The organism is Micromonospora sp. NPDC049662, assembly GCF_040675055.1.
Taxonomy (GTDB): domain Bacteria; phylum Actinomycetota; class Actinomycetes; order Mycobacteriales; family Micromonosporaceae; genus Micromonospora.
On the sequence record NZ_JBFAOC010000049.1, the window covers coordinates 18,135 to 27,937 of the forward strand.

The following is a 9,803-nucleotide window of genomic DNA, read 5'->3' on the forward strand; positions in this document are numbered from 1 at the left end:
GAGTCAGTGGGGCGCTGACGGGCCCAGGTCACTCGGGTCGGTGTTGCCACCGCAGACGATCACCGCGACCCGCTCCCCCGCCCTGGGCACGTACGCCCCGCCGACCAGCGCGGCCAACGCGGCGGAGCCGCCCAACTCGGCGGCGACCCGCAGCTCCGACCAGAGCAGACGACGCGCGCGGGTCAGGTCGTCGTCGCGTACCAGCACCGAGACCACACCGGTACGACGGGCCGTGTCGAAGGCGATCTCGCCGATCCGGCGGGCGCCCAGCGAGTCCGTGGCGATACCGCCCACCTCGATGTCGACGGGCCGGCCCGCCTTCAGGGCGGCGTTCAGGGTGGGGATCTGCTCCGGCTCGACGGCGACGACACGCACCGACCCGTCGAACCAGGTGGCGATGCCGGACACCAGCCCACCGCCACCGACCGCGACCAGCACGGTGTCGACCCCGCCGAGCTGGCGTTCCAACTCCCGGCCCACGGTGCCCTGCCCGGCCACCACCTCCGGCTGGTCGTAGGCGTGCACCACCAGCGCCCCGGTCTCGGCGGCCCGCTCGGAGCTGGCCGTCAACGCCTCGGCGTAGTGCTGGCCCACCTGCCGTACCTGCGCGCCCAGCCCGGCCAGCCGCTGCACCTTGACCGGCGAGGCGGTGACCGGCACGAAAACCTCCGCTGGTACGCCCAGCGAACGGGCCGCGTACGCGACGGCGAGGCCGTGGTTGCCCCCCGAGGCGGCGATCACCCCGGCCGACGGCAGCGGCCCCTGGAGCATCCGGTTGAACGCTCCCCGCGGCTTGAACGAACCGGTGTGCTGGTGCAGCTCCAGCTTGAGGCTGAGCAACCCGGGGACGCCCAGGTCGGCACCGTCGACCGTGATGACCGGCGTCTCCCGGACCCGCCCCTCGACCCGCGCCGCAGCCGCCTCGACGTCGCTTCTGTCCACCATGGGGAAACGCCCTTCACTACGACCAGAGAGCCAGTCGACCGTCGTCGGTGAGCCCGACGAAACATCCTATGGAGATTCGCCGGCCATCCGTCGCCGGACGCACCGTGTGATAGTGGCGCGGGTCGAAGAGGAATCCCTCTCCCAACGTCGGCCGCAACGTCAACGACTGCGTACCGTCGGCCACCGACTCCCGGTAGCCGTACCCGCCGGGGATCCGCAGGTCCTCGTCGTCCGGCTGCCACCGGCGACGCCACAGCACCGTCTCCCCGCCCCTGGGCGGCACCTGGACGTAGATGTTGAACGCCAACTGGGCCACCACCTCGCTGTCGAGCAGCCGGCCGGCGTACTCCCGGACCGCGTCATCGAAGTGCACCTGAAGGCCGGCGTTGATCTCACGGACGATGCCGACATGCATCTGCCGGTCCTGCCGCCGCCCCGACGACACGTCCGGCCAGGCCGCCCGGAACGCGGCCAGGCACAGCTCGCGGGGCGAGTCCGGCAGGCCCAACGTGGACCAGCCCTTCTCCGCGGCGTCGGCCGCCGCCCAGTAGTCCTCGCGCAGCTCCCCACCATCGCGGTGGTCGTTGATGGCCGGGCCGAACTTCGCGACGACGGGAAACACGCGACTCTCGTCGTAGCGGTCCATCTCCGCGCCGGCGAGCGCGGTGGTGATGGCGTGGCAGCAGGCCGCCGGCAGCAGCCCCGGCACCCGGACGGCGGCGATCCGCCCGGCGACCAGACCGGCGACGTCCGCGCGGGTGATCGCTTCGGACTCGACGGCCACGAACAACGGGTCGGTTCTGCTCGGTTGTCGCACGGCGGTCCTCTCGTATCGAAGATCCCTCACCGGACACGTCGCGCCCTGCGGATCCGCGCACCGTGCACCGTGCAATGTAGCGAGCACCGGCAAATCCACCCGTCACCATTGATCGCGACGTATCTGGTGGACACTTTTGGCAGTTCGCGGGCGAGGTGGTGGACGCGCCGTTACCATCGGCCCAGCCGGGGGTACGACACCCAGAGCCGTACGGCGGATCGATTCCACCGATCGGAGAATGGTGGCGGCTCGCCGGCACGGTGCATGATGCGACTAGTTCGAATGGGACGAGGAGTTCGATTATGGCTGGCGCCGGCCCGACCGATCTTGACGCGTACGTCGACCGCCTCGAGATGGCGCGTCGAATAGCCCGGGAAATGATCGAGTCCGACCACCTCGCGCTGGAGCTGGCCGTTCGCCAGCGCCCGCAGTGCTGGTCCCGACGACCGGTCGCGCACACCTCCCGCACCGACGCCTGACTCCCACGCCGGCCCGCACCTCGGCCGCTGGTCGCGCCGTCCTCCGCGCGTGGATGATCGACTCCAGATCGGCGAACTGGGGGCGTCTTGCTGCGGGGATAGCCCCAGTTCGCCAAACTGGAGTGGATCACCGGAGCGGGACCACGAAACGCGGCGCGGACGGGCAGGATGTCATCCATGCGCCGGCTCGCAACCGTTCTCTGCCTGCTGACTGTCGTCGTGCCGGGAGTGGCTGCCTGCGCGGCGCCGCAGACCCGGCCCGAAGACGCCGCACCGAGCGCGTCCGCCGCGTGGGACACCTACCAGGCCGAGGTGAGCGGCGTGACGCCCGGTCCGGGTGTCCGGGCGGTGACCGTGCAGGTCAAGGCGCTCGCTGGTGGCGATGGTTGCTCCCGCAACGTCCGGGTCGACAACCAGACCGAGGAGAACGGCGTCATCTTCGCCGACATCGTGGAGGAATCGGCCGGGTCCGCCATCGTGGGCGCCTGCCCGACCTCCGAGCCCGCCCAGGTGACCCTCACGTCGGCGGAGCCCATCGGCGACCGCCCGCTGTCGCTCAACCAGAAGACGTGGGCGCTGAAGAACGGCGCGTACAGCCGGTGTGACGAGCACCTTGGCTGCAAGCCACCGGAGGACCGCTGCGACCCGACCTGGACGCGTGCGGCCGTACGGGGGATGGACGTGTCCCGCCACTCGCAGGGCCACGTCGAGGCCTGCGACGGGAACTGGCTGATCATGACGGTGCCGGACGACCCGACGTCGTGCGGCGTCGAGCCGCGCCCCGGGTGCGAGGTGGACACCGCCGTACGGCGCTACTTCCTGCGTAACGAGCCGGCCGGTTGGTCGACCGTCACCCGCACCACGTCGGGCGGGTGCGGTGCGATCATCAAGGCGGCTCCGGCCTTTCCCCGCAAGCTCTGCGCCAAGCTGAAACCGACGGTCCGGTTCGTCACCGCGGGTCCGCCGCTCCCGACCGGTAAGCCCGGCGGCTGACGCGAGTAGTCCGAATGGGACAAGCCCTGGTGGGCAACCTGAGCGCGGTGCTACCGCTGGCGGTGCGCGGCCTCCTCACGGCCAGCCTGTGACCGTGCGCCCAGTCGGAATAGGACATGACCCCGTCGCCTGGGTGGACGCTGCCCATCAGCGCGTCCAGGCCACGAACCGCTCGTACAACTCGGTCGGCGCCACCTCGGGCAGCTCCACGACGACGACGAAGAGCAGCCCACTGACGTAGATGGAAAGGCCGATGCGGTCGCGCCCGTACGCCTCGGCGAGGCGCACCCGCGCGGGATGGCACGGCCAGGGCGTGTCTGCCACACACGTCTGGCAGTGCCACTGCGGGCGGCGCGGCAGGTGCTCCCCGTCCATCCGGCGATCGAGCGCTGACACCGACCGTTCAGCCCGATTGGCCCGTACAGTCTGCCGTTCTCCAGCCGTCACCGAGCCGCCCGCCCACCGTCGCGGTTGCCGTCCCGCACCGTGATCCCGTACGCGCCGAACCGCTGTGGGTAACAGGTCGCTGCTCCGGTCACGTCCAGTTGGACCTGCCTCCGCCTGCTCCACCAGCGCTTGAACCGCTCCCGAATCGCCACCACGCCTCCCGCCGATCACTGCGTGTGCTCGTCCGATACACCGTGCGGCGGTACGCTCACATCGGTCGACGGGTTGCGCGTTGCCAATGCGCACCGGCAACCTGGCAACTCCGGTGGGAGGCGCGAGACATGCCAACATTCGGCGCCCGAATGCGGACAGCGCGGGAAGCGCGCGGGCTCAGCCTGGCCGCTCTCGCCGAGCTGCTGCCCGCCGACAAGGGTCACCTCTCACGGCTTGAGAACGGCCGTCGTCGACCGGGTGAGGATCTGGCCCGCCGGATCGACGACGTCCTGGCCGCTCGTGGGGAGCTGATCGCCTGCGCCGCCCTGGACATCGCCGCTGCCTCCGACATCCGGCCGTCGGAGACCGTCGAGTTGCTACATCGAATGCACGCCAGCGACACCGCCCCCGCCACCATCGAGACGTTGCAGGCGACCGTGACCGAGCTGTGCTGCCAGTACGGGTGGCGCGACGCCGGGGAACTCCGCGCCGAAGGTCAGGGTTGGCTGCGCGAGGTCGCCCGACTGCTACAGCGACCCACCGGGCTGCGGCAGCACCGCGAACTGCTGGTGTGCGCAGGCTGGCTGGCGCTGCTGATCGGCTGTGTCGAATACGACCTCGGCAAACGCGCCAGTGCCGAGGCCACCCGCACTGCCGCCCGTCAGCTCGGCGAGGAAGCCGGGCACGCCGGCATCACCGGCTGGGCGTGGGAGATGACGGCGTGGTTCGCACTCACCCAGTCCCGGCACGAGGCAGCGTTGACCGCCGCCCGAGCTGGGCAGGAAGCCGCCGGTCGACAGCGGGTGGGGGTGCAACTGATCGCACAGGAAGCCAAATCGCTGGCACGACTAGGCGACCTTGAGGGCGCGCGGACGGCGCTCGATCGAGGTCGGCGGCTCCTCGACGACCTCGGTGCGCCCGACCGACCCGACAACCACTTCGAGGTCGATCCCGGCAAATGGCTGTTCTACGCGATGGACGCCTACCGCCTCGCCGAACACGACACTCTCGCCAAGCACTACGCCAACGAGGTTCTGCGTCTCGGCACCGGATCGGACGGCACCGAGCGGTCACCCATGCGGATGGCCGAAGCCCGACTCACGCTCGCCGCCACAGCCCTGCGCGCTGGCGAGCTGGACCGGGCCGTCGAGGAGGGGGTGACGGCGTTCGCCGCTACTCGGCGGTCCCTGCCCTCGCTGCTGCTCGTCGCCGGTGAAGTTGACGTCGAACTTCACCGTCGCTACCCCCACGAGCAGGCCACCGCCGACTTCCGAGACGCGCTGAACGCCATTCGGTAGCCACATCCGCAAGCGCTGACGTCATCTCCGCCCTATCGCCGGCCTGGGCTCTTCATCCGTACAGGTACTCGTCCACGTCCAGTTCCGCCCGCGTGAGCCGGAGGAATTCCAGCACCTGGGCATTCAGGTGCCAGCCCAGCAACTGGTGTTGCCCCGCGAGTTTCTGCATGCCGTCGACGGGACTGGTCAGGTTTTCCTCCTCGCCGTCCGGGTGCTCGAACACCCGGACGACTTGCAGGACACTCGCACCGGGCACGTCATCGACGCGGTCCAGCTCAGCGGCAAGTTCCCCGATCCGCTCGGCGTGGTCGAACAGGCGATCCACGATCTCCGCAAGCTGTTCGTCCACGGTAAGTCCGGGCTTGCGACAGACGATCTTCCACCGATGAGCGGTGGGCCGAACCGGATCGCCCTGGCGACTGCCACGAACGAGCACCTCGTCGGGCTTGATGCCCAACCTGCTCGTGATCTCGGCCGCTGACACCCGGACGGAGGACAGCGCGAGGTACGCGTACTGGGATACGGGCATGCGGGCACTCTAGAGTCGCGGTAGGTACCAAGCCGATCCGGTCGAACTACCCTCATTGCCATGCCGCACCTGCACGCCGCCGATCCCCTGCCGTGGCGTCCCCGCCGCGTGCTGGTCGCCGGCACCTCGGGCGCCGGAAAGACGACCCTCGCCTCCCGCATCGCCACGTCGTTGCAAGCGCCGCACATTGAGATCGACGGCCTGTTCCACGGACCGTCGTGGACCAGACGGCCGTCCTTCGAAGACGACGTACGCCGCTTCAGCGCAGGTCCCTCCTGGGTGACCGAGTGGCAGTACAGGGCGGTACGCACTCACCTCGCCGATCTCGCGGACCTGCTGGTGTGGCTGGATCTGCCGAAGATCACCGTGATGCGCCAGGTCGTCCGGCGGACCGTCGTACGCCGCCTTCGACGCCAACAGCTCTGGAACGGCAACGTGGAACCGCCGCTCTGGACCCTGTTCACCGACTCCGAGCACATCGTTCGCTGGGCGTGGAACACGCATCCTCAGACGGCCACACGTATCGAGGCCCTGTCGGCCCGGCGTCCGGACCTTCCCGTGGTTCACCTCCGCAGTCACGCCGCCGCCAATCGCTGGTTGCTCGGCCCACTGAGGGAAGCTCAGCCCTGAGAGTCGTGACCGTGGTTAAGGTGTCACGGTTCGACGGCCCGGGGCGTACGGAAGCGTCGGTCGGAGGCCATCACGCTGCTACTTCCAACGGGAATGAACGGCATCTTTCTCTGACCAGCAGAAAGGGCCGGTAAACCGGCCCTGACCTGCGGTTTTGCGCCTTCTCGTGTCCCGCAATGTCTCGCTCCGTCCCGGTGGGGCGTGCCCCACATGTGCCCCAACACCGAGGGTCACTCAGGCTCGATCCCTGCCGCCCGGCAGAGCTGACGTACGCGCTCGCGGGTGAGGCCCGACGCTCGCACGATCTCGCCCTGCTTCACCTTGGCCCGGGCGGCGGCCAGTATCTCCGGCGTCAGCAGTTGGCGCGTCGTCTCAGCGGCGGCGCGCTGCTCGGCGTACGTCCGGCCCAGATCGGTCAGGCGTGAGAGGTCGTAGGTCATGCCGGGCATCATCTCACAAGATCTTGGCAAAGGGCTATGCCAACCCCTTGACGGTCTTCCGAGATGCATGCCAAGCTGTTGGCACAACCGAACGGCCCGCAAGGTGTTCCAGCACCGAGCGAGCCTCAATCGCCCCAGGAGGCGACCAGATGGAGAACGCGACCCCGAAGCACCCGAAGTGGTGCGACCCGGCCCGGTGCACGGTCAGCGCGGACGACACCACCGGCAGCCACGCCAGCCGGTCCGTGACCGTCCTCGACGCCGACCAGCCGCTCATGCTGCGCTTGGTGCGTCCGGACCAGCGCACCGACGCTGACCACCAGCTCATCGAGCCCGGGTACCGCCCGGCCCGCCTGATCATCGAGCCCGCCGAGGGTTCCGCCATCCGGACCGTGCCGGTGACCGTCCGCCAGGCGCAGCTCATCGGCCGCATCCTCCGTACCCCGGTCGCCGCCTGATCGGTCGGCTTCCCCGTGCGTCCGGCCCCGCGCCGGCCGCATCGGTAGCTGACCGACCCGGCCAGTGAAAAGGGACGGGCCCGGCAGGAGTTCCAGCTCCTGTGATCCGGGCCCTTGATCGCCCCAGGAGGCGACCCATGAGCATCATCGCATCTGCGTCCGTCCCCCCGTCGAACCGGCTGATCGACGCCGACACCACCGACCTGTTCCCGGTCAACCGGCCCTACCAGCCCGCCCCGCTGGCCGAGCGGATCGCCGCTCTCCAGGAGGCGTACCCGCGTCCGCTGACCGTCGCCGAGCTGGCCGCGCGGCTCCGGGTCACCGAGGCCGACATCCAGGCCGCGACCGCCCCGCCGGCGGCCGACTTCCCGATGAACGCGGCGTCCGCCGGCCGCGTCGAGGCCGCCGATCTGGAGCTGATCCGGGCCGCGATCGATGCCAACCCAGCCGCTGTGCGGGAGCTGGCCGACGCGATCCGCGTCGGGGACAGCCGGTACGCCGAGGGCTACGCCGACGGCCTCCAGCGCGCTCTGGCCGCCCGTCCGGCCGGCTGCCCGCCGTTCTGCACCGAGGACCACCGGGGCCAGGTGACCGAGGTCGACGGGTTCTCGATCGGCCTGTGCCACGAGGTCGTGGTCACGGACCTGACCGCCAACGAGCCGTCCTCGACGACCGGGGCGGCGACCGCCCGGGTGCTGGTGGAGTCGACCACCGAGCGCGGCGAGGTCACCACCCCGACCCGGGTGGTGCTCACGCTCGCCGAGGGCGACACCGGCCACTACGCCGGTGGTCAGGACGTCCAGGGCTGGTCCGGCACCCCGTCCGAGGTCGAGCAGCTGGCTCACGCGCTGCTGGCCGCCGCCCGCATCGCCCGGCACGCCTGATGGCCGAGATCGAGCACCCGCGCTGGTGCCACCCGCCGGAGTGCAGCGCGACCGCCGAGGGGAGCGGGTCGCACGGCTCCCGGTACTTCTACGTCGACGAGCTGCTGACCGTGCAGATCATCAAGCCGGAGTCCATCGGCCGCCCGACGATCCACATCGCCGCATGGAACCCCGGGGACGTGCCCGCCGCCGGCGTCGAGCCCCGCGAGGTCATCACGCTGACGGTCGAGCGGGCGTCGCTGCTCGTGAACACGATCGCCGACATGATCGAGCGCGTCGGGGGTGGCAGCTGATGGACCCCGTCCTGCTCAAGCAGACCATCCGCGCCGGCCAGGCGTACGTGGTCCGTGACGTCGACTACCCCGAGCGCGGCCCGCTGGCCGCCGCGGTGAACGGCCCGGACGGCTGGCGGGTCGCCAGCGCCGACCGGATCGTCGCCGAGCAGCTCGACCAGCGCGGCGCCGTCGCGCTGATGATGCGTACCGCCATCCACGCCGCCGGTCGCCCGGCCGGCTCCCTGCTCGCCGCCGGAGGCACCCGATGACCCGCCCCGAGATTCCCCACGGCCAGTGCCCTGCCTGGTGCGCCGAGCACTACCACGGCGAGGACGGCACCGCGAACCACTCCAGCTCGTTCACCCACGGCGTGGTCGGCGAGTCGGCCACGCGCGAGAACATGCCGATGGAGCTGCACATCTGGACCGAGCTGCGCGTGAGCCGTGACGGCGAGCGGCGAGCGGTCGGCGTCATCACCGTCGACCTGGTCGACATGGACCTCTGCCAGAAGGGGCGCATGGACGACATGGAGTTGACCGCCGAGCAACTGCGCCGGCTGGCCCGCTACTGCGTGGTCATGGCGCAGCGGTGCGAGGCCGAGACGGCCGACCAGAACCGCCGGCAGGACGAAGCCCTGGGCGGGTAGCGGTAGCGGCACCAGAGACCCCCGGACCCCCGAAATCAGGGGTTTCCGGGGGTCGCGCCATGTCCGCGCTACCCGCTACCTGATCACGCCGCCGGACGGTTCTCGCAGGTCAGCCAGCGTCGTCGAGGTAGCGGCAGCAGGTAGCGGTGCCGCTACCTCGCCGCGACCGGCCGCTACCCGCGCTACCTCCCCAGGGCCCGGTTCGGCGCCTGCGGCGAGGTGCCGCGACCACGCGACCACCGAGGATTCGGCAGGCCAGAGCCGCGCCCACGCTGGTCGCGGAAGCGCGACCACCACCCGTGCCGCGACCAACCCCGCGACCATGTCCCCGGTCCCCGAGGACATCCCAGCTCAGCGCGCCATCAGGGTCTGCGGGGACATCTCCAGGGCGGTCGAGCTATCCGCTATCCAGGGCCGTCCACGCTGCTCCTGAGCCTGCCCGCGCGCTAGCCCTCCCGCTATCGATAGCGCGACCGGGCCGGCCACCAGACGGCCGCGCTATCGCCCCTGGACGACCGTCAGACCGGCCACCGTGACGGTGTCAGTGGCCGGTCTGACGGCCGCAAAAACCAGCCACCGGACCGGCCATTTCTGCGGCCAGATGGCCGCCACGGATGGCCGCAGAAACGGCCATTTTTGCGGTACGGCCAGCGTGGTACGGACCGTCAGCAGCGTGGTACGAACCCGCCGCCTGACGGCGTCAGTGGACCGTCAACGGCGTGGTACGTGACGCTGTCGTGACGGTCGCCGGGGACGGGTTATACCGCGTGGTACGGACCGCCACTGCTAGCCCCGGCCGGGGCTACTGC

Annotated in this window: 15 protein-coding genes; 9 read left to right on the forward strand and 6 right to left on the reverse strand. The window is 70.5% G+C overall.

Annotated features, from left to right (window positions below; genetic code table 11):
- Positions 1-3 precede the first annotated feature (3 nt).
- Positions 4-945 (reverse strand): threonine/serine dehydratase, encoded by a 942-nt coding sequence (locus AB0J36_RS26910; RefSeq protein ID WP_357397298.1) that lies wholly within the window; start codon positions 943-945, stop codon positions 4-6.
- A gap of 16 nt (positions 946-961) precedes the next feature.
- On the reverse strand, positions 962-1,762 hold the full coding sequence (locus tag AB0J36_RS26915; RefSeq protein WP_357134406.1) for a hypothetical protein: 801 nt from the start codon (positions 1,760-1,762) through the stop codon (positions 962-964).
- A 302-nt stretch (positions 1,763-2,064) separates the two neighbouring features.
- Between AB0J36_RS26915 and AB0J36_RS26920 the strand changes: the two genes are divergently transcribed.
- Together AB0J36_RS26920 and AB0J36_RS26925 are read left to right on the forward strand one after the other, a co-directional pair.
- Entirely contained in the window at positions 2,065-2,241 is a 177-nt protein-coding gene (locus tag AB0J36_RS26920; protein WP_355053517.1) for a hypothetical protein, read from the forward strand.
- 177 nt (positions 2,242-2,418) lie between these two features.
- Positions 2,419-3,234, forward strand: coding sequence for a hypothetical protein (locus AB0J36_RS26925; protein WP_357397301.1), 816 nt, complete (start codon positions 2,419-2,421; stop codon positions 3,232-3,234).
- 147 nt (positions 3,235-3,381) lie between these two features.
- Here AB0J36_RS26925 and AB0J36_RS26930 read toward each other — a convergent pair whose 3' ends face one another.
- Together AB0J36_RS26930 and AB0J36_RS26935 are read right to left on the reverse strand one after the other, a co-directional pair.
- Entirely contained in the window at positions 3,382-3,609 is a 228-nt protein-coding gene (locus tag AB0J36_RS26930) for a hypothetical protein (RefSeq protein ID WP_357397303.1), read from the reverse strand.
- A gap of 68 nt (positions 3,610-3,677) precedes the next feature.
- The gene (locus AB0J36_RS26935) at positions 3,678-3,833 is read right to left on the reverse strand and encodes a hypothetical protein (protein ID WP_357134411.1); all 156 of its coding nucleotides are present in this window, start codon (positions 3,831-3,833) and stop codon (positions 3,678-3,680) included.
- Between the two features lie 129 nt (positions 3,834-3,962).
- On the opposite strand from AB0J36_RS26935, the gene AB0J36_RS26940 reads away from it, so the two are divergent.
- Entirely contained in the window at positions 3,963-5,132 is a 1,170-nt protein-coding gene (locus tag AB0J36_RS26940) for a helix-turn-helix domain-containing protein (RefSeq protein WP_357172297.1), read from the forward strand.
- Positions 5,133-5,184: 52 nt separating this feature from the next.
- Here AB0J36_RS26940 and AB0J36_RS26945 read toward each other — a convergent pair whose 3' ends face one another.
- Positions 5,185-5,661, reverse strand: coding sequence for a DUF4279 domain-containing protein (locus AB0J36_RS26945; protein ID WP_357397306.1), 477 nt, complete (start codon positions 5,659-5,661; stop codon positions 5,185-5,187).
- Between the two features lie 60 nt (positions 5,662-5,721).
- Between AB0J36_RS26945 and AB0J36_RS26950 the strand changes: the two genes are divergently transcribed.
- Positions 5,722-6,291 carry an AAA family ATPase gene (locus tag AB0J36_RS26950; protein ID WP_357397308.1) on the forward strand — a complete coding sequence of 190 codons (570 nt, stop codon included), beginning with the start codon at positions 5,722-5,724 and terminating at the stop codon, positions 6,289-6,291.
- A 230-nt stretch (positions 6,292-6,521) separates the two neighbouring features.
- Here the strand turns inward: AB0J36_RS26950 and AB0J36_RS26955 are convergent, their stop codons facing one another.
- Positions 6,522-6,731 carry a hypothetical protein gene (locus AB0J36_RS26955; RefSeq protein ID WP_363661250.1) on the reverse strand — a complete coding sequence of 70 codons (210 nt, stop codon included), beginning with the start codon at positions 6,729-6,731 and terminating at the stop codon, positions 6,522-6,524.
- A 149-nt stretch (positions 6,732-6,880) separates the two neighbouring features.
- Between AB0J36_RS26955 and AB0J36_RS26960 the strand changes: the two genes are divergently transcribed.
- The 5 genes from AB0J36_RS26960 (at position 6,881) to AB0J36_RS26980 (ending at position 8,994) form a co-directional block, all read left to right on the forward strand.
- A complete protein-coding gene (locus AB0J36_RS26960; RefSeq protein WP_363661251.1) occupies positions 6,881-7,189 on the forward strand; it encodes a hypothetical protein in 309 nt (102 codons plus the stop codon).
- A 137-nt stretch (positions 7,190-7,326) separates the two neighbouring features.
- On the forward strand, positions 7,327-8,073 hold the full coding sequence (locus tag AB0J36_RS26965) for a hypothetical protein (protein WP_363661252.1): 747 nt from the start codon (positions 7,327-7,329) through the stop codon (positions 8,071-8,073).
- Positions 8,073-8,366, forward strand: coding sequence for a hypothetical protein (locus AB0J36_RS26970; RefSeq protein ID WP_363661253.1), 294 nt, complete (start codon positions 8,073-8,075; stop codon positions 8,364-8,366). The genes AB0J36_RS26965 and AB0J36_RS26970 overlap by 1 nt, the downstream gene beginning before the upstream one ends.
- A complete protein-coding gene (locus AB0J36_RS26975; RefSeq protein ID WP_363661254.1) occupies positions 8,366-8,617 on the forward strand; it encodes a hypothetical protein in 252 nt (83 codons plus the stop codon). Before AB0J36_RS26970 ends, AB0J36_RS26975 begins: the two co-directional genes overlap by 1 nt.
- A complete protein-coding gene (locus AB0J36_RS26980; protein ID WP_363661255.1) occupies positions 8,614-8,994 on the forward strand; it encodes a hypothetical protein in 381 nt (126 codons plus the stop codon). Before AB0J36_RS26975 ends, AB0J36_RS26980 begins: the two co-directional genes overlap by 4 nt.
- The last annotated feature ends 809 nt before the right edge of the window (positions 8,995-9,803 follow it).

What these genes read in the sequence shown, in the direction of transcription:
- AB0J36_RS26910 (WP_357397298.1), bottom strand. Translation starts at nt 945, where the DNA reads ATGGTGGACAGAAGCGACGTCGAGGCGGCTGCGGCGCGGGTCGAGGGG.
- AB0J36_RS26920 (WP_355053517.1), top strand. Translation starts at nt 2,065, where the DNA reads ATGGCTGGCGCCGGCCCGACCGATCTTGACGCGTACGTCGACCGCCTC.
- AB0J36_RS26925 (WP_357397301.1), top strand. Translation starts at nt 2,419, where the DNA reads ATGCGCCGGCTCGCAACCGTTCTCTGCCTGCTGACTGTCGTCGTGCCG.
- AB0J36_RS26930 (WP_357397303.1), bottom strand. Translation starts at nt 3,609, where the DNA reads ATGGACGGGGAGCACCTGCCGCGCCGCCCGCAGTGGCACTGCCAGACG.
- AB0J36_RS26940 (WP_357172297.1), top strand. Translation starts at nt 3,963, where the DNA reads ATGCCAACATTCGGCGCCCGAATGCGGACAGCGCGGGAAGCGCGCGGG.
- AB0J36_RS26945 (WP_357397306.1), bottom strand. Translation starts at nt 5,661, where the DNA reads ATGCCCGTATCCCAGTACGCGTACCTCGCGCTGTCCTCCGTCCGGGTG.
- AB0J36_RS26950 (WP_357397308.1), top strand. Translation starts at nt 5,722, where the DNA reads ATGCCGCACCTGCACGCCGCCGATCCCCTGCCGTGGCGTCCCCGCCGC.
- AB0J36_RS26955 (WP_363661250.1), bottom strand. Translation starts at nt 6,731, where the DNA reads ATGACCTACGACCTCTCACGCCTGACCGATCTGGGCCGGACGTACGCC.
- AB0J36_RS26960 (WP_363661251.1), top strand. Translation starts at nt 6,881, where the DNA reads ATGGAGAACGCGACCCCGAAGCACCCGAAGTGGTGCGACCCGGCCCGG.
- AB0J36_RS26965 (WP_363661252.1), top strand. Translation starts at nt 7,327, where the DNA reads ATGAGCATCATCGCATCTGCGTCCGTCCCCCCGTCGAACCGGCTGATC.
- AB0J36_RS26970 (WP_363661253.1), top strand. Translation starts at nt 8,073, where the DNA reads ATGGCCGAGATCGAGCACCCGCGCTGGTGCCACCCGCCGGAGTGCAGC.
- AB0J36_RS26975 (WP_363661254.1), top strand. Translation starts at nt 8,366, where the DNA reads ATGGACCCCGTCCTGCTCAAGCAGACCATCCGCGCCGGCCAGGCGTAC.
- AB0J36_RS26980 (WP_363661255.1), top strand. Translation starts at nt 8,614, where the DNA reads ATGACCCGCCCCGAGATTCCCCACGGCCAGTGCCCTGCCTGGTGCGCC.